Source organism: Natronorubrum halophilum, assembly GCF_003670115.1.
Taxonomy (GTDB): domain Archaea; phylum Halobacteriota; class Halobacteria; order Halobacteriales; family Natrialbaceae; genus Natronorubrum; species Natronorubrum halophilum.
The window spans coordinates 320,061-343,839 of record NZ_QQTY01000004.1; the positions used below are offsets into that span (position 1 = coordinate 320,061).

The 23,779-nt window shown below is 64.0% G+C and carries 17 protein-coding genes and 1 pseudogene; 11 read left to right on the plus strand and 7 right to left on the minus strand.

Annotated elements, in window-relative coordinates; all coding sequences use genetic code 11:
- Positions 1-137: 137 nt before the first annotated feature.
- The 4 genes from hemB (at position 138) to DWB23_RS17090 (ending at position 5,987) form a co-directional block, all read left to right on the plus strand.
- Entirely contained in the window at positions 138-1,166 is a 1,029-nt protein-coding gene (hemB, locus tag DWB23_RS17070; RefSeq protein ID WP_121743985.1) for a porphobilinogen synthase, read from the plus strand.
- 558 nt (positions 1,167-1,724) lie between these two features.
- Positions 1,725-3,476, plus strand: coding sequence for an ammonium transporter (locus DWB23_RS17075; protein WP_121743986.1), 1,752 nt, complete (start codon positions 1,725-1,727; stop codon positions 3,474-3,476).
- Positions 3,477-3,859: 383 nt separating this feature from the next.
- Positions 3,860-5,206, plus strand: coding sequence for a glutamate-1-semialdehyde 2,1-aminomutase (gene hemL / locus DWB23_RS17085; RefSeq protein WP_121743988.1), 1,347 nt, complete (start codon positions 3,860-3,862; stop codon positions 5,204-5,206).
- A 106-nt stretch (positions 5,207-5,312) separates the two neighbouring features.
- Positions 5,313-5,987 (plus strand): hypothetical protein, encoded by a 675-nt coding sequence (locus DWB23_RS17090; RefSeq protein WP_121744319.1) that lies wholly within the window; start codon positions 5,313-5,315, stop codon positions 5,985-5,987.
- Positions 5,988-6,057: 70 nt separating this feature from the next.
- Here the strand turns inward: DWB23_RS17090 and DWB23_RS17095 are convergent, their stop codons facing one another.
- Positions 6,058-7,197, minus strand: coding sequence for a sensor histidine kinase (locus DWB23_RS17095; RefSeq protein WP_121743989.1), 1,140 nt, complete (start codon positions 7,195-7,197; stop codon positions 6,058-6,060).
- A gap of 625 nt (positions 7,198-7,822) precedes the next feature.
- Here DWB23_RS17095 and DWB23_RS17105 point away from each other — a divergent pair.
- Positions 7,823-8,938 (plus strand): glutamate-cysteine ligase family protein, encoded by a 1,116-nt coding sequence (locus DWB23_RS17105; RefSeq protein WP_121743991.1) that lies wholly within the window; start codon positions 7,823-7,825, stop codon positions 8,936-8,938.
- Here the strand turns inward: DWB23_RS17105 and DWB23_RS17110 are convergent.
- Together DWB23_RS17110 and DWB23_RS17115 are read right to left on the minus strand one after the other, a co-directional pair.
- Positions 8,935-9,781 (minus strand): annotated as a pseudogene (locus DWB23_RS17110) (ABC transporter permease). The gene DWB23_RS17105 and the pseudogene DWB23_RS17110 overlap by 4 nt on opposite strands.
- 136 nt (positions 9,782-9,917) lie before the next feature.
- Positions 9,918-10,487, minus strand: a complete 570-nt coding sequence (locus tag DWB23_RS17115) for a DUF6789 family protein (protein ID WP_121743992.1) — start codon at positions 10,485-10,487, stop codon at positions 9,918-9,920.
- Positions 10,488-10,737: 250 nt separating this feature from the next.
- On the opposite strand from DWB23_RS17115, the gene DWB23_RS17120 reads away from it, so the two are divergent.
- The 4 genes from DWB23_RS17120 (at position 10,738) to DWB23_RS23135 (ending at position 13,872) form a co-directional block, all read left to right on the plus strand.
- The gene (locus DWB23_RS17120) at positions 10,738-11,730 is read left to right on the plus strand and encodes a Gfo/Idh/MocA family protein (protein WP_121743993.1); all 993 of its coding nucleotides are present in this window, start codon (positions 10,738-10,740) and stop codon (positions 11,728-11,730) included.
- A gap of 253 nt (positions 11,731-11,983) precedes the next feature.
- Positions 11,984-12,910 (plus strand): ATP-dependent sacrificial sulfur transferase LarE, encoded by a 927-nt coding sequence (gene larE, locus DWB23_RS17125; protein ID WP_121744320.1) that lies wholly within the window; start codon positions 11,984-11,986, stop codon positions 12,908-12,910.
- A 256-nt stretch (positions 12,911-13,166) separates the two neighbouring features.
- On the plus strand, positions 13,167-13,523 hold the full coding sequence (locus tag DWB23_RS17130) for a hypothetical protein (protein WP_121743994.1): 357 nt from the start codon (positions 13,167-13,169) through the stop codon (positions 13,521-13,523).
- A 211-nt stretch (positions 13,524-13,734) separates the two neighbouring features.
- Positions 13,735-13,872: a hypothetical protein gene (locus DWB23_RS23135; RefSeq protein ID WP_162989859.1), complete on the plus strand. Its 138-nt coding sequence runs from the start codon at positions 13,735-13,737 to the stop codon at positions 13,870-13,872.
- A 74-nt stretch (positions 13,873-13,946) separates the two neighbouring features.
- On the opposite strand, the gene DWB23_RS17135 is transcribed toward DWB23_RS23135, so the two are convergent.
- The 4 genes from DWB23_RS17135 to tatC all read right to left on the minus strand — a co-directional run bounded on the left by DWB23_RS17135 (position 13,947) and on the right by tatC (position 20,978).
- Positions 13,947-15,719, minus strand: a complete 1,773-nt coding sequence (locus tag DWB23_RS17135) for a nitrite/sulfite reductase (protein WP_121743995.1) — start codon at positions 15,717-15,719, stop codon at positions 13,947-13,949.
- Positions 15,720-16,056: 337 nt separating this feature from the next.
- The gene (locus DWB23_RS17140) at positions 16,057-17,403 is read right to left on the minus strand and encodes an MFS transporter (RefSeq protein WP_121743996.1); all 1,347 of its coding nucleotides are present in this window, start codon (positions 17,401-17,403) and stop codon (positions 16,057-16,059) included.
- A gap of 8 nt (positions 17,404-17,411) precedes the next feature.
- Positions 17,412-19,571 carry an assimilatory nitrate reductase NasA gene (gene nasA / locus DWB23_RS17145; RefSeq protein ID WP_121744321.1) on the minus strand — a complete coding sequence of 720 codons (2,160 nt, stop codon included), beginning with the start codon at positions 19,569-19,571 and terminating at the stop codon, positions 17,412-17,414.
- 453 nt (positions 19,572-20,024) lie between these two features.
- Positions 20,025-20,978, minus strand: a complete 954-nt coding sequence (gene tatC, locus DWB23_RS17150; RefSeq protein ID WP_121743997.1) for a twin-arginine translocase subunit TatC — start codon at positions 20,976-20,978, stop codon at positions 20,025-20,027.
- A gap of 142 nt (positions 20,979-21,120) precedes the next feature.
- Between tatC and DWB23_RS17155 the strand changes: the two genes are divergently transcribed.
- Both DWB23_RS17155 and DWB23_RS17160 read left to right on the plus strand, forming a co-directional pair.
- Entirely contained in the window at positions 21,121-23,463 is a 2,343-nt protein-coding gene (locus tag DWB23_RS17155; protein WP_121743998.1) for a twin-arginine translocase subunit TatC, read from the plus strand.
- 108 nt (positions 23,464-23,571) lie between these two features.
- Positions 23,572-23,748 (plus strand): ribbon-helix-helix domain-containing protein, encoded by a 177-nt coding sequence (locus tag DWB23_RS17160; protein ID WP_121743999.1) that lies wholly within the window; start codon positions 23,572-23,574, stop codon positions 23,746-23,748.
- Positions 23,749-23,779: the final 31 nt, after the last annotated feature.

Below are 23,779 nucleotides of genomic sequence, written 5' to 3' on the forward strand. Positions count from 1 at the left end.
CTACCGTGGCGGACCCGCGTTGATGAGGATACTGTTACCGGCAGTCGACGCCTCGAAGACGCCAGCCGTGACCGATCGCTCGCGGGGCCGTCGGCGGCGAGCGCATCGCTTTTGCGGCCGCCGCCGAATGATCGTCTATGGACCTCACTCATCGCCCCCGGCGGCTCCGGCAGGACCGGGTTCGCGGCCTCGTCAGCGAGACGAGCCTCGAGCCCTCGGACCTCATCGCACCGGTGTTCGTCGACGCGACGACCGACGAGCGAATCCCCATCGAGTCGATGCCCGGCCACGAGCGCGTCCCGGTCGACGAGAGCGTCGACCGCGTGCGGGAGGTGCTCGAGACGGGCGTCGAGGCGGTGATGATCTTTGGCATTCCGGAGTCGAAAGATCCCGAGGGAACCCGTGCCTGGGCCGAAGACGGGGTCGTCCAGGCCGCCACCCGGCGGATCACGGCGGAGACGGACGCCTACGTTATCACCGACGTCTGTCTCTGCGAGTACACCGACCACGGCCACTGCGGGCCGCTCGAGGAGGAACTCAGCGGCGACGACGAGCGCGGCACACCCTGCGATCACGACCGCGACGCCACGATGACGGTCGACAACGACGCGACCCTCGAGTCGCTCGATCGGATCGCCGTCTCCCACGCCGAGGCGGGCGCGGATATGATCGCACCGAGCGGAATGATGGACGGAATGGTCGCTGCCATCCGCGGCGCGCTGGATCGCGACGGCTACGAACACGTTCCCATCATGAGCTACGCCGCGAAGTACGAGAGCGCCTTCTACGGGCCGTTCCGGGACGCTGCCGACGGTGCACCGTCGTTCGGGGACCGGCGACACTACCAGATGGATCCCGCGAACGCGCGCGAGGCGCTGCGCGAGGTTCGTCTCGACGCCGAACAGGGTGCGGACGTGTTGATGATCAAACCCGCTCTGCCGTACCTCGATATCGTCGCCGAGATTCGCCGGGAGTTCGACCACCCCGTCGCCGCCTACAACGTCTCCGGCGAGTACGCCATGCTCCACGCCGCCGCCGAGAAGGGATGGCTGGAACTTGACGAAGTGGCACTCGAGTCGCTGGTGTCGATCAAACGTGCGGGTGCGGACCTGATTCTGACGTACTTCGCGGAGGAGGTCGCGAACCGGTTGTCTGCGGACCGATAGCGGCGCTCGCGTCGTCGGGATCGAGCATCTCGCGGAAGCCCCCTCCGGTGGCTGATGGCTGTTGATTAGGACCGAGGGCGGCCTCGAGAGCGAGCGGACGCGGTGGTCGGTAATAAAAGTGAGACCAGCGGGCCGACCCCAGGGAGGCGGATAAGCATTCGGACAAACGTCCAGGTCGGAGTTTTACCGACGAACGAGTGGCAACATCTGCCGCGCGCGAGCAATATCGCCCTGTTGAGCGCGCAGTAATGAGTCGATACCGCGGTATCCACGATCGGGCGGGTTTTTCCGAGTTTACAAAGAGAGAATATATAACCACGGCTCGAAAAATCCGTAAGATCGAATCGCCTTATATACATTAAATCACCTCTAGATTTGTTCGCTTGTGCCTATTACAGAGTGTTTTTCAGGCAATTGTCAACGCTAATCCTTATATGTAGCTAGTCCATCGAGATTAGACGTGATTCAGAAGACAATCATGCGATCGAACGACCTATACATGGACATACGTCTACAACGCACCGGTAGCGAAACGAGGGGAACGGAGGTGGCAGCCTGATGGAACCGACGCTGCTACAAACCGAGGTCGATCCGCAAGTCATCGCCGACGGAGTCAACCTCATGTGGGTGCTGGTCGCCACCTTCCTGATCTTCTTCATGCACGCCGGCTTCGCCATGCTCGAGGCCGGCCAGGTGCGCTCGAAGAACGTGGCGAATCAGTTGACGAAGAACCTGCTAACCTGGAGCGTCGGCGTCACCGTGTTCTTCCTGATCGGTGCTGCGATTTCCGGCGTCGTCGGCGGGGACGGGTTCTCGCTGACGGCGACGGCCGAGAACCCGAACGCCTGGGTCGACTGGCTGTTCGGTGCCGTCTTCGCGATGACGGCGGCGACCATCGTGTCGGGAGCCGTCGCCGGCCGCGCGAAACTTCGCGCGTACGTCGGCTACACCATCGTACTGGCCGCGGTCATCTACCCGGTCGTCGCCGGAATGGGCTGGGGGGCCGAAGGCCCGCTCACCGGTGCCGGCATGCTCGGAGACGCGCTCGATGGCGTCGGCTTCCACGACTTCGCGGGCGGGATGATCGTCCACGGGATGGGCGGCATCGCCGGCCTCACCGCAGCGTGGATCCTCGGCCCGCGGATGGACCGGTACAACGATGACGGCAGTGCGAACGTCATTCCCGGTCACTCGCTGACCTTCGCCGTGCTGGGGACGCTGATCCTCGCGTTCGGCTGGTACGGATTCAACGTGGGAACTGCTGCGACGGTGTTCACGGTGACTGAGAGCGGTGAACTCGCCCTCGGAGCGTACGAAACGGTCGGTCGCGTCGCAATGACGACGACGATCGCGATGGCCTGTGGGGCGATCGGTGCCGGCCTCGTGTCGTGGCTCAAGACCAGTAAGGTCGACACGCTCTACGTTGCGAACGGTCTGCTGGCCGGCCTCGTCGGAATTACGGCGATCCCGGACACCACCGCGTGGTGGGGTGCCATCGTCGTCGGTGGCATCGCCGGCGCTCAGTTGCCGATCGTCTTCGACTTTATCGAGAGTTATCTGAAGATCGACGACGTCTGCGCAGTCTTTCCCGTCCACGGATCCGCGGGCATCATCGGGACGCTCCTGTTCCCGTTCGTGGCAGCTCCGGGTGTCGTCGATAGCATCGGGACCGCCTTTGCGGCCCAAGTAGCCGGTGTCGCTATCATCACCGTTTGGACGGTCGCCACGACCGCGATCGTCTTCGGCGCGTTCAAGGCCATCGGCCAGGCCCGCGTCTCGCCCGAACACGAGCGCGACGGCCTCGACGTCTCCGAACACGGCGTCGATACCTACCCCGAGTTCGGACAGCCCGATGTCGCAACTGACGGCGGCAGCGGTGAGATCATTCGCACCGACGGCGGTAAGCGAGTCGATGACTCGCGATCCTCGTCGGACCTCCGAACCGACGGTGGCGAACCGAACGACGGCGAGATCAAGATGGTCACCGCGATCGTCCGCCCCGACCGCCTCGGCGCGATCAAGCAGTCCCTCGCCGAAGCCGGCGCGCCGTCGCTGACCGTCACCAACGTCTCCGGTCGCGGCTCCCAGCCCGCGAAGAAGGGGCAGTGGCGCGGCGAGGAGTACACGGTCGACCTCCACCAGAAGGTCAAAATCGAGTGCGTCGTCGCGGACATCCCGGCCCAGGAGGTCGTCGATGCCATCCGCGAGGGCGCAGAGACCGGCGAACCCGGCGACGGCAAGATTTTCGTCATGCCCGTCGAGGGCGCGACCCAGATCCGCACCGGCAAAACCGGTCGTGATGCCGTCTGAGCCGGAGACACGCGATCGACCGCCGCGGTCCGCCCGCCGACGGATCGCGACGTGAGGTGACTCGCACGATCCGCATTTCACGGTGCGGTTCCGACAATCGGCGCCCTCGTGACACCCGTCCGAGTCGGGCACCGCGTTGGCAGTGGTCATCTGACCCGCGGCCGACACCGGTGTAACCCGCCGTGGGCTCGATGGTGTCACGCTGTCCCGACTCCGTTCGGTTTCGTCGCGTTTCTCGTCGGTACGTTCTCTCGGTGGTCGGTCGGTCTCCCGCGCTCGGCGGGAGAAGGCTCGAGTCGAAGACGAACACGTTCGACGGTTCGGCCGACGGTTCGGAGACCGACCTCGGTACTACTTTCCCGTCCCGTTTCTAACGCTCGCGTATGACCGACGACAACTCACGCGACCTGTACGACCGAGCGCTGTCGGTGCTCCCCGGTGGAGTCAACTCGGCGGTTCGTGCGGCGATCGAGCCCTATCCGTTCTTCGTCCAGAAGGGCGACAGCGGGCACGTTATCGACGCGGACGGCAACCGCTACGTCGACTGGGTGATGGGGCTCGGCCCGCTCCTGCTCGGCCACAACTTGCCCGAACCCGTCCAGGCCGGAATCCAGCAGAAGGCGAGCGAGGGACCGATGTACGGCACGCCGACGGAGGTCGAAGTCGACCTCGCGGAGTTCGTCGTCAGACACGTGCCGAGCGTCGAGAAGATCCGCTTCGTCAATTCGGGCACCGAAGCCACGACCTCCGCCGTGCGACTCGCGCGCGGGTACACCGGCCGAAACAAGATCGTCGTCATGCAGGGCGGCTACCACGGCGCACAGGAGTCGACGCTGGTCGAGGGCGATGCCGACGATCCGAAACCGTCCTCGGCGGGAATTCCGCAGTCCTTCGCCGATCACACCCTCCCGGTGCCGTTCAACGACGAGGACGCGATCCGCGACGTGTTCGAGGAACACGGGGACGACATCGCGGCCGTTCTCACCGAGCCCATTCTGGGCAACTACGGCATCGTCTACCCCGAGGAGGGCTACCACGAGTTCCTCCGGGAGATCACCGACGACTACGGTTCCCTGTTGATCTTCGACGAAGTGATCACCGGGTTCCGCGTCGGCGGACTGGGCTGTGCCCAGAGCGAGTTCGGCGTCACGCCCGATCTGACCACGTTCGGTAAGATCATCGGTGGCGGCTTCCCCGTCGGCGCGATCGGCGGACGCGCCGAGATCATCGAGTGCTTCGCGCCTTCGGGCGACGTCTTTCAGGCGGGCACCTTCTCGGGCCACCCCGTCACGATGGCCGCCGGCCTCGAGACCCTGCAGTTCGCCGCCGAAAACGACGTCTACGACCACGTCAACGGGCTGGGCAAGCGGCTTCGTAGCGGGTTGACCGATATCCTCGCGGATCAGGCACCTAGCTACACGGTCACCGGCACCGACAGTATGTTCAAAGTGATCTTCACCCGCGACGGTCCCGGCCCGGATTCGCTCGAGGAACAGTGTCCGGACGGCTGTCGACAGAACCCGACCTGTCCGCGCTACGACTACTGTCCGAAAAACGCCGCGGATGTGAAAAACGCCGAAACCGACCGCTGGCGGCGCATCTTCTGGGGCGAGATGAAGGACGAAGGGATCTTCCTCTCGCAAAACCAGTTCGAGTGCCAGTTCGTCAGCTACGGCCACACCGACGCGGACGTCGAGGAGACGCTCGAGGCGTACAAAAACGCGCTCTGATCGGTGGGACAGGACCGTGTCCGAAACCAATACCGGTGACAACAGTTCGAGCAGTACACGTGTTCACCAACAGGCAACGTCTCCGCAGTAGGTGATGAGTCAGCAGATGCCGACGCACGTCGACGAAATCGACTGGACACGGGTTATCGAGCGGCTCTTGTACCTGTTCCCGCCGATAATTGGAGTCGGAATCGTCGGAGTGATCCAGGAAGTACAGCTCGGTATCCCCGGTCTACAGTACGGGTTACTCCTGTTCAGTAGCTTCGGATACAGCATTCTGACGCTGGGGCTACTGGTCTCGATCTTTTTCGATGCGCGGCGGATCCGTCGTCGACCGTGGGCAAGCGAGAACTGGGAGCCGAACCCGTGGCTCAACGCCCTCGCGACGCTCATCTCAGCGCCGGTCGCCGGGGTCTGGTATCTCATACGCCGTCACAAACGGTTCGGAACGCGGCCGGGCTGGTCCGGCTGGTGGCTCGTCGTGGCGGTTTCGCTCGGGACGACGCTGTTCGGGTTCGTCGCGGCGACGGTCGCGATCCTGTTTACGGTTCCGGGACTGTTCGGGGCTGCCGTCGCCCTCGCGGGAACGATCGCGTTCGGATCGTTTCCGATCGCGATCCATCAGGATGCCGCCTACGTCTGTACGTACGGCAACTCCTGGCGGCCGAACCCGGGACTCTACCTCGGAATCGCGTTCCTGAGCCTGATCGTCCCACCGGTACAGCCGCTCGTGGCAGGCTACTATCTCGCGCGGCGGCGAAAGGCGATCGGCGTGCGCTGAGGTTCCGAAGTCGATACGTCGCCACTCGACCGGGACGAGCGCTTGCGCCCGCATCGAGGGGGCGACTCGCTCACGATCCCTTTCCGACCGTCGCCGCCGGGAGTTCGACCGTGAACACGCTTCCGTCGGGCCCCGTCTCGGTGAGTTCGATCGTTCCGTCGTATCGGCTCACTAACTGGTGGACCAGATAGAGTCCCAGCCCGTGCGTACTGCCGTAGCTCTCGACTCGCTCTTCGATCGAGTCGAGTTCCGACGCTGGGATCCCGGATCCGTTGTCCGCGATTTCGACTCGCACGGTTTCCGGGCCGGGCTCGACCGTGACCGCAACACGGGGCCTCGCAGCGTCGTTGTGTTCGACCGCGTTCGAGAGGAGGTTCCTGAAGACGCGAGCGAGCAGTTCGTCGGCCTGCACGGAGACGTCCGCCGGAATCGACGTCTCCACGTCGATCGAATCCCACTTCTGTTCCAGTTTTCGGATTTCTTCGGTCACGATTCGGGAAACGTTCACCGGTTCGAGTTGCCACTCGCCCTCGACCGACTGTAGCAGGACTTGGACGTCGTCGATCACGGTCGACATCTCCTCGGATTCGTCGATCACGATCTCCGCCCACCGGCGATGCTGGTCGGTCGTCGCCGCTTCCTGGTGGAGGAGCGAGGCGTACCCGTTGATGATCGTCGCGGCGTTCAACACCTCGTGTCGAAGGATGCTGTTGAGATAATCCAGGAACTCTCGTTGCTCCTCGAGGTGTGTCGCCCGGAGCGAAGCTCGTTCTGCGGCCAGGGAGCGTTCGATGGTGCGAGCCTCGATACAGCCGATCAGCAAACCGATACCGGCACCGAGCGCGACGGCCCACCGGATCCACGCGACGACCATCGCGAACCGGTCGGTCGGAACCGCGGCGATGAGTGCGAGGTTGATGAGGAGGAAAACGACGAGCCCGCTGAACAACCATCCGACGACCCGCAGATAGCGCGGGGGCGAGAGCCGAGAGGAATCGAGCCAGTACCCCCCGTAGACGATTCCGACGAGGAAAGGGACGACAGTGACCACACCGATCAGGAACGCGCCGTCCGTGACGTACGGAGAGCCGGACGCGGTGAGCAGAAGTATCTCGCCGAGCATGACGAGTGTCACGGCCGCTCCGAATCCGATGACGTACTGTGGGATTCGGTCGGCGGTGATGAAATCGGTGTCTACGGACCAACGCATACACTGGTAATCAGTGTTGGTTTTGTTAGCAGTTCTGGCCCGTTCGACGCGGTTTGTGACATATAACTATTATTATAAGGCGGAAACCGACGAGAGTGGCGTTACTCGTCGTCGCTCACCGCGTCGACGGAGTCGGTTGCGTCGTCCTCGCTGAAGGTCCGCGATGGCGTGGTAGTCCCTCCTTCGGTGGTCACCGTCCGACGGAAGAGGAGTTTCGCGGCGACCTCTCACGCAACGTTTCGATAACCCGTAGACGGGCGTACGACGAACTCGCCGGATTAGATCGAGCGCCGCCGGTTCGTTACAGCGCCGTCGTCGCCGGATCGCTCCGGCGCTAGTCGAGACGATCCCGGCTAACGGGGTCCGACGGCGTGCCAGATCGCAGATAAAAAGTACGGCAGGCGGCTGCAGGCACCGCCGCTTCAACGAAACGCGTCCAACAGGGCCGTGTCGAAACACGACGGATCCGACGCGGGTCCAGTCGTCGCGCTGGTGGAGGCGTCCTCGAACCGCCACGAAGGCAAGAATCGGCGTTACTGGCCCGTATCGCTACCGGAATCGCGGCTGCCGGTCTGCGGATAGCGGCCGCCGTAACGACCGCCGACGAAGATCTTCACTCTCGAGTATGAATACGAGCATCGAAGTCGAGTACTGGGTGATCGATACCGACGGCGAACTCGCGTCACCGGGCGCGCTCGCCGATATCTCCGAACAGACCGAACGGGAGTTCGTCGAACCGCTGTTCGAGTTGAAAACACCGCCGTGCGAGACGATGACTGAACTCCGAACGACGTTCGTCGAGCAACTCGACACCGTCCTCTCGCGAGCGGCGGCCGCGGACAAGCGACTCGTTCCGCTGGGGACGCCGATCAACTGCGATTCGATCGACCGTCGCCCCGACGAACGCGGCCGCATACAGAAGGCGGTGATCGGCGAGCGCTTCGACTACGCCAAGTACTGCGCCGGGACCCACATCCACATCGAGAAGCGAAATGTTACCGATCAGCTCAACACGCTCATCGCCCTGGACGCCGCGCTCGGACTGGTCAACTCCTCGCCGTACTTTCACGGCGAACGAATCGCTAACAGCGCTCGCGCCCACTGTTATCGGAAGGAAAGTTACGATGAGTATCCCAAACACGGTCAGCTCTGGCACTACGTAGAGACCGTCGGCGAGTGGCGTCGCCGCCTCGAGGATCGCTACGACGAGTTCAAACGAGCCGCACTCGAGGAAGGGATCGACGAAAGCGCGGTCGAGGAACACTTCTCACCCGACGACGTGGTCTGGACGCCGGTCCGACTGCGCGATGCGATGCCGACGGTCGAGTGGCGCTCGCCCGATACGGCGCTGCCGAGCCAGGTGCTCCGGCTGACCGACGAACTCGAGACGGTGATGGAGCGCCTGCACCACACCAACGTCGAAATCGAGACCGACAGCGATCCCAGAAACACCGGGCACGTTTCGAGCGACGGGATCGTCCTCCCCGAGTTCGACGTCGCGTGCGACCTCGCCGAAGCGGCGATCTACGACGGTCTCGAGTCGACCGACGTCGCGCGCTATCTCGGTCGCATGGGCTTTTCCGTCGAGGAGTACCACCCGCTTTCGACGCGGATCGACGGTCGCCAGTACGTGACGACCAGCGATGCGCGAGACGTGCGTCTGGAGTATGCGAGCCGACTCGAGGAGGACGTCGACGAACTCGTCCAGTCGATGAACGCCGACAGCGAGCGGGGTCGTTAGATGATGCCGACGATGAACGCCAGTCCCATTCCGATCAGGACGAACGCCGTGATGGTCGGCAAGTAGGGCGTGACTTTCTCGATCCGCTGGCGGTGGTGTTCGTAGCCCGCGATCAACAGCATGGTCGGTGCGATGATCGCGACGATCACTGCGAGCGAGTAGACGAGCATCAACTCGAGGCAGAGTTCGGTTCCGGCACCGCTGCAGATCGCCAGGATCTGGATGGGCTCTTCGTGTGCGAAGCCGAGCAAGAGCGCCGTCGTTCCGAGGGCGACCAGCCCGCGCTCGGCGTGTTCCTCGCGTAGATGCTGGTGGCCGCCGCCCGGGAGCACCCCGCGGACGCGCTCGAGGATGCTGCGGTCGCCGTCGGCGTGGTGGCTGTCGATGTCGCGACCGTGATGGTCGTCTTCGTGATGACTATCGCCGTCGTGGGTGTGGTGATCGTGGGCGTCGTGGCCGTGAGCGTGGTGATTTCGGTGGGGGGTGTTCCTCGGTCCCGCCATCGGTGTGGTGGCCGTGCCCGTCCCCGCGGTCGTCCAGACCGCCGTGGCCGCCGTGGCGGTACTCCTGAACGCCGAGCAGGATCAACAGGGTGCCGGCGACGTAGCCGAGCCACGGATCCTCGGCGAAATCGGCGAACGTGCTGAACCAGAAGTACGCGAGAACGAGGACGACGCTGCTCACGAGATGGCCAACCCCGAGGATCAACGCCGCGAGGAAGCCGTACAGCCAGCGTCGGCGTCGGTTGAGCGCGTACGTCGCTGCGATCGGCCAACCGTGGTCCGGCAACACGCCGTGGACGAAGCCGATCGCGATGACGCCGAAGACAACACCGAGTTCCATACCGAAATCGCATCGTTGGCGGGGTTTACAGGTTGTTATGACCCCGTTCGGGGAATCGTAATACGGGTGCTAAGCATTACTAATATTTCGACAGGTGATAGTAAATGAAGCGATCGGAAGGAGACAGGTTGTGAAGTTAGTTACCGTTGTCGTACTCGTATTCTTCCTCGGGATCGTCGACACCTTCGGTTCGGGAACCAACCCACGCACCGAGCGAGAGTCCGTAAACGAGGTGTCCGGCGTGGAACAGCGCGAGTTCGTCGGTGTCCAGACGAATGTCGAGTACTTCTTTCAGCATGATCTGCGAGCCGAACGCGGAGAGGGCCATCCCGTAGATCGATCCCCAGACGATCCCGCGTTGTTCGGGTTCGATCGATCGTTCCGCATCCTGCAGCGCGAACAGCGCCCCGAAGATCGCACCCGCCTGAATTCCGTAAACGAAGTGTAAGAGAAGCCCGGCGACCGGATGGTCCTCCGGATCGCCGCCGGAGACGTACTGCGAGTAGAAGTTCGCCGACGGCGGCAGCGACCGCAGAATCGGCAGCCGGAACGCCGTCATGATGATCGTCGCAACGAATCCCGCCTGCAATCCGCGGATCGCCGCGTAGGCGGCGTGCTCCGCCCGTGACTGCTCGGCCATCGCTCTGGGGCCCTCTTTGGATTCGCTTGTCGACCGCAGCCGTCGTAATCGGTTGGATAGCGACATGGTGTTCTCGGACCGTGTTCTACCACGAACGGAGACTTAACAGTCCGGCGTGCAGTGGACGGGTCGCTCGAGGCGATTCGATCGATACGTGTGTATCGTCCGAACTGTACAGCTATCGTACTACTGCGCTCGCTCTCGGCGGCCGCCGTCCGCAGCCGCTGCCGTAGTGCGGACGACGGTCCGCAGCGGGAATATCGCGCCAATCCGGACGTTCGACAGAGTATTAGTGCCCCCTCGAGCAACACGACATATGAATTTCGGCGTCCTCAGTACGGCGGGTATCGCGCGGAAGGCGTTTCTCCCGGCCGTCGAAGCCACCGACCACACCGTGACCGCCGTCGCCTCCCGCGACCTCGAGTCGGCGCGGGCGCTCGCAAACGAGTTCGCGATCGACGGCCGCTACGAGGGGTACGCGGACCTGATCGAGCGCGCGGACGTCGACGCGCTGTACATCCCGCTTCCCAACGCTCTGCACGCCGAGTGGACGAAGCGGGCGGCCGACGCCGGCGTCGACGTGCTCTGTGAGAAACCGCTGGCGGTCGACGCCGACGAGGCGCGCGACGTCGTCGACTACTGCGCCGACCGCGATGTGACGCTCATGGAAGCGTTCATGTACCGGTACCATCCGCGAACCGAACGGGCCATCGAACTGGCCCGCGAGGAACTCGAGGACATCCGCTCCGTGACGAGCGCGTTCAAGTTCCCGCTGTTCGGTCGGCCGGACGACATCCGACTGTCCGAAGAACTCGTCGGCGGCAGCCTGATGGACGTCGGCTGTTATCCCGTCTCCCTCGTCCGGCAGTTCCTCGGCGAACCCGAACGGGCCTACGCGAACGCGGACGATTCGCGGGGATCGGGCGTCGATACGGAACTGGCGGGGATTCTGGAGTACGACAATGGGGCGTCCGCGCGCGTCGCCTCCGGCTTCGACACGCAGGAGATCCAGCGCTACCGCGTGGAGGCCCGAAACGGCTGGCTCGAGGTCGAAAACGCCTTCAACCCGCCGGCGGACGAGCCACTGACGCTCGAGTATCGAATCGACGGTCGACGCGGCGTCGAGACGTTCGACCCGGTCGATCAGTACCGACTCGAGGTCGAGGCGTTCGTCTCGAGCGTCGAGAGCGGGCGTCGGCCGCGGACGGACGGCGACGAAGCGATCGCGAATATGCGGGTTATCGACGCGATAGCCGAGAGCGCCGAGTCCGAGCAAGCGGTCGAGGTCGAGGGGTATAGTGGCCACTGAACGTCAAAGCACACCCGACCGCTCGACGTGTTGCCGCCAAGGTCGTGCTCCGGGCCAGCGGAAACAGCGTGTACGCCAAGCGAGCGTCGGGCGTCCCGACGGCGGCCCGTAAAGCGGTCGAGGCGACCTCGAGGACTCGAGCGGACGCCCACAGCGCCGGACTGGGGCCGCGAGTGAACGGACCGAAACCGGTGTCGCCGAGGTGCGCCGCGACGACAACGCGCTTTTGCCCGTTCGGTGCGAACGACGGGTCATGACTACGGTCGAGACGAAACTCGAGGCTGCCCGCGAGGACCTCGCGGGACGCGACGGAGTGCTCGTGGCCTTCTCCGGCGGGGTCGACTCGAGCGTCGTGGCCGCGCTCGCCCACGACGCCCTCGGGGCGGACGCGGTCGCTTGCACCGCAAAGAGCGAGACCTTACCCGAAGCCGAACTCGAGGAGGCGAGACGGGTCGCCGAGGAGATCGGAATTCGCCACGAAATCGTCTCCTTCTCCGAACTCGAGAGCGACGACTTCGTCGAGAACGACGACGATCGCTGCTATCACTGCCGGACGATGCGACTCGGCGAGATGCTCGAAACGGCCCGCGAGTTCGGGATCGAAACGGTCTGTGACGGCACCAACGCGGACGATCCGGGGGCGGGCCATCGCCCCGGCCTGCAGGCGGTCGACGAACTCGAGGTTCACTCGCCGCTGCTAGCCCACGACGTCTCGAAGGCGGAGGTCCGCGAGATCGCCGACTCCTACGGTCTCTCGGTGGCGGACAAACCGTCGATGGCGTGTCTGTCCTCGCGCATTCCGACGGGTCTCGAAGTCACCGAGGACCGACTGACCAGGGTCGAACGAGCCGAGGCGCTGCTCCGACAGTGGGGTTTCGAGCAGTTTCGCGTCCGCGATCACGACGGTCTCGCGCGTATCGAGGTCGCACCCGACGAACTCGAGCGGACGCTGCAACTCGAGTTCGTCGAGACGGTTCGAGCGGAACTCGCGGAACTGGGCTTCGATCACGTGACGCTGGACTTACACGGCTACCGGACCGGAAGCGTGAGCCCGGAGGGAACGACCGCTGACGAGGGCGAAAACGAGCAGGCGGACGCGATCGAACGCAAGACCGAGACCGCGAGCGACGACCCGCTCGTCGAGGACGTCTTCGCCGCCGAGTCACGGACCGACGACTGATCGGCCGACCGAGTCGAGAGGGAGCCATAGTTTACTGGAAACTTGTCAGGAGGTACCGCTCTCGAGTTCGATTTTAATCCGAACACGCGGTCGAAGTTCGATAGTGTCCGTATTGAGTGAATCTTAGACGACGTTTTTCCAAAATATAACCATATTTCCCGCAGAGAATCATCCATTGATGGAGTTTCTGAACTAACGTCCGGTAATATTGCTCTTTTCGATACGGACGTAGCGGTTGGGTTGGTACCATTGGATGATGGACGCCGACGTGCCGCCCGAGTGGAGTACGGAAGAGTGTCGGACCTACACCCCGGCTGACACCGACCGGGAAATGCAGTATCGGACGTATCGTCACGAATCAGGTGACTTGCGGTTGAAGGTCGCGCCGGCGTCGCTCGACGGCGAGGACCACCCCGGATATGCGCTGACTGCGACGACCTATCCCGGGCTCGACCTCTCCGAGACGCTCCGCGTCAGAACCGTGCTCACCTTCAAGCGCTGCGACCGAATCGCCGACCAGTTCATGGATCTCTTCTCGGCCAGCTACGACGGTCCCGGCTCGCTCGAGGACGCCCTCGAGTACGCCTATCAGCGGACTCGAGAGCATCGGTAACGACGGTCGTTCCCCTCTCGAGGAGCCGCTCGATCCAGTACGACGGTTCCGTTGGATCGCTACCGACCGAATTCGTCGGTCAGGGCCGACCGGGTTCCGTCACACCGATTCACACGTTCCCGTGCGAACGTTTCCCTATAACGATTGTTGCTTTTCGATTTCGAAACTATATTTGCGAGAATATAAATGTCGCGGATTCAAAGATCGGAGTATGACAGCGATAGAGCCGACCGACCCAACCGAACTCGAATCGACCGACCAGTCCGACGTTCCCGTCTACATGCCCGGAACCCCGACGCTCGGGTTTACGAATTTCCTCGAGCGACTCGCCGACGTCCTGCGCCGGTAATTCGTCGATCGCGGTCGACAAACGCCATCAGCGCCAGCACCGTCTAACGGGCGGCGAAACGGTCTCGGGCCGGATTAGTCGTCCGAGGGGGCGACGGATTCCTCGTTCGCCGCAGCCGCCGCGGATTCGCTCTCGGCGAAGGGGTACCACGACTGCTTGGCGTCGTCCATGTACGGCGCTTCGAAGTCCGTTTCCTCGGGTTCGCAGAACTCGACGAGCTGTTCGGTTCCGACCGCCTCGACCCACTGGCGGAACGTCTGCCCCTCCTCGCGGTGGGCCGCAAAGGCCTCGAGCAGGTTCCGAATCGCACCGGGGGCTTCGTCCGCGGGGACGCGCTGTTGGATCCACTCGACGAACGACGGGTTCTCGCCGACGCCGCCGCCGACGCCGATATCGAAGGCCTCGACCATCTCGCCGTCCTTCCGGGCGCGCATACCCTGTAAGCCGATGTCGGCGGTCATCGCCTGCCCGCAGTCGGCCGTACAGCCCGAGTAGTGCATCTTGATCTTGCCGACGTCGTCGGGCAGGTCGACGTTCTCGTTGAACCAGCGCAGCATCCGAGCCATCCGGCCTTTCGTCTCGGTGAGCGCGATCGAGCAGAACTCCGTTCCCGTACAGGCCATCGCACCGCGCTCGAACGGGCTGGGCTCTGGCGGATACGCGGAAAGGAGCGGTTCCGCGAGCAGGTCCTCGAGGTCGTCGTCGTGGACGTCGACGATGACCGGATTCTGACGGCGAGTAAGTCGAAGTTCTCCGGAGCCGTACTCGTCGGCCAGATCGGCGAGTCCGATCGCGTCTTCGGCGGGGAGGCGTCCGACCGGCACGCTCAGCCCGACGTAGTTGAGCCCGTCCTGTTTCTGGTCGTAGACGCCGACGTGATCGTGTTTGCCCTCGTCGGTGGGGCGGCCGGCGTTGTACGTGTATTCGTCGCGGAAGTCCTCGCCCGCAGTGTGCATTTCGAAGTCGACGTACTCCTCCTGCATCGTCTCGCGGATCTTCTCCATTCCCCAGTCGTCGGCGAAGAAGCGGGCTCGGTTCTTCGAACGGTTCGTTCGGCCGCCCTCGTCGTGGTAGAGTTGGACGAACGCGCGGCCGACCTCGTAGGCGTTCTCGGGACGGACGAAGATATCCAGCGGTGTGGCGGCGCGGGGCTGGCGACCGCCCATACCACCGCCGACGCGCACGTTGAAGCCCTTGACCGTCTCGCCGCCGATCTCTTTGCGAGCCGGCTCGAACCCAATATCGTTGAGCGAGTCCTGCGCGCAGCCGGACGTCGACCCGGTCACGCTGATGTTGAACTTTCGGGGCATGTTCGCGAGCGCGTCGTCGCCGCGAAGCTCCTCCTCGAAGCGCTCGAGCAGCGGCCCGGACTCGACGTACTCCTCGACTTTCCCGTGGAGCGCCGACCCCGAGATGTTTCGCATCGTATCGCCGCCCGACGAGCGCGAGTGGACGCCCTTCGACTCGAGTTTCTCCCAGATTTCGGGGACGTCCTCGAGTTTGAGCCAGTGGAGTTGGACGGATTGGCGAGTCGTGAGGTCGATCCAGCCGTTGCCGAACTCGGGGTTCTCGACGGGCCCCGTGGCGTACTCGCGAGCGACCTCGCCGATGACGCGCAATTGGCCCGGGTCGAGGATGCCGCTGGCGTTGGTCAGGCGCATCATGAAGTACGACTCCTGTCCGCTGCGCTGGTGGAACAGCCCCCAGAACTTGAACCGAGTGAACCAGGTGTCGCGTTCGTCCTCGGGAATCGCCTCGTAGCCGCCGTTCTCGGCGAACTCGAGGATGTGTTCGTGGACCTCGTCGCCGTAGCAGTCTTCCTTCTGGTCTTCTTTCTTGTGCACCATCAGGCGACCACCTCGACCGAACGATCGCAACCGAAGTTGTGGAATTCCTCTCCAAACATGACGTAATTCACGGTTCTACATCACGAGTCTAAATCACATAACACTAATCGTTGACAAATAGTTAATTTACGGGTGCGCTCGGCGGCAGACGTAGTATCTCCAATGGGATATGGTCAGTACTAGGACGTATGTCCGACGCGAGCCGCCGAACAATTGGGTGAATTCAAACGGTACAGAGTCGGAATCGCTGCGGGTTCGACCCGCCCGTCGATGAAGCGAGACGGGAAGCTACGGAGCGGGATTTCGTTACGCGCTCGAGCGGAAGCAACGGGTGAGATCAGTCGTCGGCGGGTACCGAGGATCCCGGTGTCGGCGTCGGCGTAGCGCGGTACAGCATACTCGAGAGCCCGAGCGCGACGATGCTGAGCACGAGGTAGACGACGAACCCGGTCGCGTAGCCCGACGCACCCTGGAAATCGACGAACAGTCCGAGAACGGGTGGCACGACGAAACCGCCGAACGCGCCGAGCCCGCCGATGAGTCCCGAGGCACCGCCGACGGTGTCGGGGACGTACCGCGGAACCAGTTGGAAGACGGCCGCGCTACCGACACCCATGCCGGCTCCGAGCAGGACGGTCGCAGCGAGTGCGAGCGAGAAGTTGCGGGCGACGATCAAGATCGCCGTCGCGATTGCGATCGTTCCGAAGCTCGCGATCGCGGTCGCTTCGCCGCCGAACCGATCGCTGATCGCGCCGCCGGCGCGAACGAGCGCCGACAACAGCGTGAACGACGCCGCAGTCAACGGACCGGCCGTCCGGGCGTCGAGGCCGTGTAACGAACTCCAGTAGGAGGGATACCAGACGGTCAGCGCGAGAAAGCCCCCGAACGACGTGAAAAACAGGGCGACGAGGATCCACGTCCGCGGGATACTCGCCGCCCGACGAACTGATCCCATCGTATCGCCGCTCGGGAACAGTTCCTGTCCGCGAGCCTCGGCATATCCTCGAGCTTCGCGCTCGTCGATCCCTCGTGTCACGTACTGGAAGTAGGGTGCGTCGACGGCGTAGCGGGCGTAGATACCCGTTCCGATCACGAGAAAGACGAACCACGCGAGGTACGCGTTCGTCAGGCCGACTCCGGCGAGGGCAACGGGAAAGATGAGCGTGAAAATTCCCGGCGAGCTGTTACCGAGCCCGCCAAAGAGCGCGAGCACGGTTCCCTGCTCGTCGGTCGAGTACCAGTACGACGTCTGGGCAGTTCCGACGGAGAACGTCGCGATGCCGCAACCGGAAAGCGAGCCGAACAGAAACACGACCGGGTAGTGGGCAATCGTCAAGTCGTCGGGGTAGGCCGTCACCAGGAGAACCAACAGGCCACCCATTCCGACGACCGACAGCCCCAGCAGGATCAGAAACGGCTTTTTTGCGCCCGCGTTCTCGACCCACGCGCCGAAAGGGATGCGAAGCAACGAGCCGGTTAGCTGCGGTGCAGCGACGAGTAGGCCGAGCAGCAGCCCCGAGAGCCCCATCGCACCTTCGAACTCGGAGGCCACGGGACCGAAGAGGACGACGCCGGCGAAGCCGACGAAGAAACCGAACTTTGCGGAGGCGACACCCTGACGCGGACTCCCCCGGACGGCGGGTGCCTCGCTCCCGACGGAACGCGACGCCGATCGTTCGCTCATCGTGAAAATCAGGCGCTCATTTCCGGGACAACCGCGACGTCTCGCTCGCGGGGCGCCTCGAGGCGCACCGCACACTGCTTGAAGTTGGGCTCCTTCGAGCGCGGGTCGACGGCCGGGACGGTGAGTTCGTTGACCGCGGGGTGGTGGATCGGCAGCCAGACGACGCCGTCGGGGATCGACTCGTCGGCGTCGACGCGAACGGTGATCGAGCCGCGTCGGGAGACGATCCGGGTGTACTGTTCGTCCGCCGCGTCGCCGTCGGCCGCGTCAGGTCGCTCCCGCTCTCTGAGTTCATCCGCGAGCGAGGCGGCCGTCGCGGGGCTGACGCGGGCCGTCGGCGGGGCCGACTCGCGGGTCCGGACGCCCGTGTTGTACGCGTCGGGACGACGGGCCGTCGTCAGCGTCAGCGGGAACTCCTCGTCGGCCACCTCGGGTAGCGGCCGCGTCTCGCCCGTCGAGAACTGCGCCCGACCGGACGGCGTCGGGAACGACCACGACTCCTCGCGGTCGTCCGCGACGGCCTCGCCGTCGACGTCGTCGTCCGCCGGTCCCTCGTAGTAGCGGTACCCCGCCGAGACGTCCGGCGCGGGCGCGGGCCACCGGACTGCGACCTCGGCCTCGAGTCGCTCGTAGCTGATCCCCGAGAGGTCCGCGGGGGTGCCGGCGGTCAGCGCCGCCAGTTCCTCGAACGTCGAGTTCGGCTCGAGCGGCGTCTCGAAGAGGTCGGGGACGAGTCGGTCGGCGACCGCGCCGATCAACTCGAGGTCAGTCTTGATACCCGACGGGAGGGCCGTCGCGGCTCGGACACGCGAGACGGTGCGTTCCATGTTGGTCGTCGTTCCCTCGGACTCGCCCCAGGTCGCCGCGGGGAGGACGACGTCGGCGAGCTCGACCGTCTCGCTGTCGAAGGCGTCCTGAACGACGAGGAAGGCGTCCTCGAGTTTCTCGCGGACGCGGTTGGCGTCGGGCATGCCGGCGACGGGGTTGGTCGCGACCGCGTAGACGGCCTCGACGTCGTCGCCGATGGCGTCGACGATGCCGACCGGGCCGGGGCCGGCGTCGTCGGGGAGTCGCGAGACGGGAACGTCCCACGTCTCGGCGACCGTCTCGCGGTGCTCGGGGTCGGTAAACGGCCGGTGACCGGGCCAGGACCCCTTCGACGAGCAGACGCGGGTCCCCATCGAGTTCGCCTGACCGGTCAGCGAGAACGGCCCCGAGCCGGGTCGCAGGTTCCCCGTAGCCAGACAGAGGTCGATCAGCGCGCCCGCGGCCGCCGTCCCGTTGACGCTCTGGTTGATTCCCATGCCCCAGTAACACAGGGTCGGATCCTCGAGCGCCGCGGCGATCCGATCGACGTCCTCGAGCGAGATGCCGGCGGCGGCGGCAGCCGCGGCCGCGTCGGGGAGTCGTGCGCACAGGTCGCCGAATCCGTCGGTCGCTTCGGTGACGAAGTCCTCGTCGACGCGATCGGTTTCGACGACTCGAGCGAGGATCGCGCGGGCGAGGTCGAGGTCGCCACCCGGCTCGAGGGGAACGTGGAGGTCGGCGATCTCGGCGGTCTCGCTCTCGATGGGATCGACGACGATCAGTTCGGAGTCGTCTTCGGCGGCGGACTGGTTGATCCACCGGAACATGACGGGGTGGGCGGCGGCCGGATTCGCCCCCCAGACGAGGTGGGTCTCGGCCTCGGGGATGTCGTCGTACGTCGGCGGTGGCGCGTCGCTCCCGAAGGCGTCGTAGTAGGCCGTGACGGCCGACGCCATACACAGCGTCGTGTTGGCGTCGTAGTACCGGGTGCCGAAGCCGCCGCGGGCGAGTTTGCCCAGCGCGTAGGCGGCCTCGTTCGTCTGCTGGCCGCTCCCGAGAACGGCGACGCCGTCGCTTCCGCTCTCGAGCGCCGCATCGAGGCCTTCGGCTGCCCGCTCCAGGGCCGTCTCCCAGGTCGTCGGAACCAGTTCGCCGTCCCGTCGGACGAGCGGGCGGGTCAGCCATTCGCCGCCGGGATCGACGGTCTCGCTGATTCCGCGCTGGCAGGCGAGGCCGTTGTTGACCGGGTGGGCGGCGTTGCCCCGGACGACGTCGAGGCCGTACCCCTGCTCGACGGCCCGCTGGACGTGGCCACAGCCGACCGCACACCGCATACACGTCGTCGGCACGAGCTCTGTCACGCGGCCCACCCCCGGAACGGGACGGAACGAGCGGTGGGTGGTTTACAATCGCACCTCACATCAAAAATTTGGCCCGAAACCATACACTCTTGCACAGAAACAGGGAACATATACAACTACTAAACGGTGATCGTTTACAAACTGTATTTTTTCTCCCGAAGAAGATGCGCTTTCGTCAATCTGCGGATGGATAGGGAGAATATAAGGCTGTGTAATCGCCGAACGACGGCGGTCGACCGGACGAGTGTCCACGAATGCGAGGGACCACCCGAGAGAGCGAGCTGTTGGTCACTCATCCCGCGTCTCTCGTCGACCGATACCGAGAGCGAGTACGGTCGGTCGCTTCTCGGTATCGCTGCAGGACGGAATCGATACGAGCTGTATCCGGTAACGGCGGCTACAGACGCAAGTCGACCATCCGGACGGTAAAATCAGCCACGGATACCGATCGGGTTACTCCCGCCCGACCCACTTCAGGATGAGCAACGTTCCCTCGAACAGCAGGATCATCGTGACCGCGACGAGGATGGGAGCCATCATCGTCGGGTCCATCGTGAACATGAACGAGAGCCCCGCGAAGGCGGCCCAGAAGTAGAGCCGCTTCTGTGCCAGCCACCGCCGGGTGGTCACGCCCATCATGATCGCGAGCATGATGAACAGCGGGATCTGGAAGACGATCGCGAGGAAACCGGTCAGCGTGATGATGAGGTTGAACGTGTCGCCGAGCGCGTACGCGATGTTCGCGCTTCCCTCGGCGTAGAACGTAAAGTACTGGAAGAGCACCGGCAAGACGAGTATGTACGAAAACAACATCCCGCCCGCGGCGAGGACGACGCTCATCGGCACCGCCGCGAGGTAGTACTTGCGCTCGTTGGGATAGAGCCCCGGTTTCATGAATCGGTAACACTGGTAGACGAACATCGGTAACGCCACCATGATTCCCAGCAACGCCGAGAGCTTGATCCGGGTCAGCCACAGCTCGAGCGGATGGTACACGTGCGGCGGCGGAACCTCCCCCTCCGCGTAGGGGAAGACGTTGAGCCAGATGTACTCGAGTGCGTCGGACGCGAACAACAGTCCGAGCGCGGTCCCGGCTGAGCCAAAGAGCAGGACGACCGCCAGCCGGAGGATCATCTCCTCGATGTGATCGGCAAGCGGCATCTCCTCGTCGTCCGGCGGCGTCGAGATGCCGCCGATATCGTCGTCGGGGTCGGGATAGGCGGATTCGCCGCCGGGTTCGTGGTGATCGCCGACGACACCCTCGCCATCGGTTTCGACCGGTGGCACGGCGTCGGGATCGTTCTCGCCGTCATCGGTCGGCAGCCGCTCCTCGGGCGTCCCCTGCGGCTCCTCGAGTTCGTCGACGGGGTCCTCGTCGGTCCCGCCGTCCAACGGCTCGTCCGACATCTATCGGAATATCAAAAGTCCACTGGTTATAGGCCTTTTTCTTACGAGCACGTGGCGAGAGCGACACGATCCAGAACGCGCCGATTTCTACGCTGCCACTCGAAAGGTTGATAACTGGATGTCAGTTAGCCACAGGCAGTAAATGAGTTCTGCAGTCGGTGAGGATACGGCCAAAGCGATCACCACTGGCCGAGAGACGATCGGCGCGATGCTCTCGAGTGCGCAGACGCATCTTCAGAAGGTGTTTATCGTCTTCGTCATCGGCTTCATCGGCTCCTTCTACGCGCTGCGGATCTGGATCTGGGACTTCCTCGAGGCGACGGCGAAAACCCAGATGGCTCAGTACGTCGCCGACCAGACCGATATCATCACCCGAACGCCGTTCGAGGTGATCCTCTTACAGGCCAAGATCGGAATGTTCGTCGGCGTCATCGTCGCGATCCCCGCCCTGTTGTACCTGTCGCGGGACGCGCTTCGAGAGCGGGGCTACGACAGCGTCGTGCCGATCTCGCGGGGCTACGTGGCCGGTCTCGTCGCGGGTTCGCTCCTCTTGTTTGCCGGTGGTGTCATCTACGCGTATGCGGTTTTCTTCCCCTACACGTTCGACTTTCTCGCAAACAACGCCGTCAGCGCCAGCGTCAAACCCAGTTTCGGTATTACGGAGTTCACCGAGTTCATCGCCCTGCTGACGCTCTCGTTCGGACTCGCCGCCCAACTGCCGCTGTTTATGGGCGTGCTCGCCTACACCGAAATCGTCTCCTACGAGACGTTCCGGGACAAGTGGCGTCACGCGATCGTCGGCGTGACGGTCTTCGGCGCGCTGTTCTCCCCGCCGGACCCCTTCACGCAGATCATGTGGGCGCTGCCGATGGTCGCGCTCTACATCTTCAGCCTCGGACTGGCGAAAGTCGTCACGAACATCCGGCGGCGCGGGGCCGCCGAAACGACGACGAGCGGTGCGGCACACTTCAAACGGATCGTCCTCCAGTTCGTCGGTGCCCTCGCGTTGGTCGCCGTCGCGACCGGCGCGTTCGTCAATCAGGGCGGCTTCGATTACCTCGAGGAATCGATCTACCCGCTCCTGCCGTCGGGCCTTCGACCCGGCCCGGGCGGACCCGGCGGACTCGAGTCGATCGCGATCGAACACGGCCTGCTCGGTGACGCCGCGGTCGGCCTGCTCGTGGCCGCCGGCGTCGGCTTTTTCATCCTGATCGGCTACACGATCAAAGTCCTCCAGTCCCCGGTCTATCCGCGCGAAGACGACATTCGGAACGCTGACGATCCCGACGAGGTCGATTTTGAGACCCTCACGGCCGAGGACGTCGAAGACGTTCCGACGCAGGTCTTCCTCGCGATGGACGAAGAGGAGGCGCTGGATTACTCCCGGCAGGCGATGTACGACGACAACCGGGAGAAAGCGCAGGCGATCCTCGACCGGTTCGATTCGCTGGAAGCGGAGCGAGACGGGGAAGGGAGCGGAGACGGCGCGTCGGCCGGGACGGGCGCTGGCGGCACGGCAGCCGCAGAAGCCGGTGACGACGAAGGAGGGATCTTCTCGAGTACCGCCGCCGGCATGCTCGATCCGTTCACCGAGGAGGAGACGACCGAGGACGACATCGGCGGCTACGCCTACGATCTCATGTTCATCTTCAACAGCCTCACCTCGAAGATGTTCCGCATCGTCGGCGTGTTCATGCTCGTCATGGGCGGATCGTTCTTCTGGCTCTACAGCGGCGGTCTCCGAACGGTCTACGCGCAGTTCCTCTCGGGCGTCCCGAACGACGTGTTAGTCGAGGTCGCCGAACAGAACGACGTGGCGGGCGATCCCGCCGCCATGCCGACGGACGAACTCATCAACCAGATGGATCTCGTGATCGCGCTTCATCCGGTCGAGGTGCTGATCTTCGAAGTGAAGGTGAGCGTGCTGGCGGCGATCGTCACCGTGTTGCCGATGGTGCTGTACTACGCCTGGCCCGCGATGAAAGAGCGCGGACTGGTCTACGGCGACCGGCGGACGTTCGTCGTCTGGGGCGGCGGACTGTTCGGCGGGTTCGCACTCGGCACCTACCTCGGGTTCTACTGGGTCGCACCGGCGATCATCTCGTACCTCGTCACCGACGCGATCACCAACGGGATGGTCGTCTCCTACCGGATCAGCAGCTTCTTCTGGCTGGTGATCTTCACGACCATCGGTATCGGCTTCCTCATGAACATCATCGTCACGATGGGCCTGTTCCACGTGGGCGGGATCATCAGCTACCGGACGATGCTCCGGCGCTGGCGGCCCGTCGTCGTGGGTATCTTTACCGTCGCTGCGATTGCCAGTCCGAAAGGCATTCTGACAATGCTCCTGTTCGCGATTCCGATCGCGTTGACCTACCTGCTCGGCCTCGCAGTGCTCTACGTCCTCACCGGCGGCGGTCGGCTCTTCGGCGGCGGTGGCGGGAGCACGGCCGACCCCGACTCCGGACCTACCGTCGAGTGAGCAGGCACCCGCACTCGAGAACGCCACAGACGACGCGCGGCCTTCTTGACACCCACGCGATCGATACGGACTGTTAAGAGACTCCCCTTCGAACGCTCACGCAGACTGATGCCCAAAATCAGCGTCGAAATTCCACAGGAACTCCTCGAGGATCTGGACGGACACGTCGGCGACGACGGCAAGTTCGTCAACCGAAGCGATGCGATTCGCGCCTCGGTTCGAAAGACGCTCGACATCTTGGACGAGATCGACGAGCGCCACGACCGACTCGAAACCGAGGAGTAGTTCGGTTATTACCAATAACATTATAGTGGTG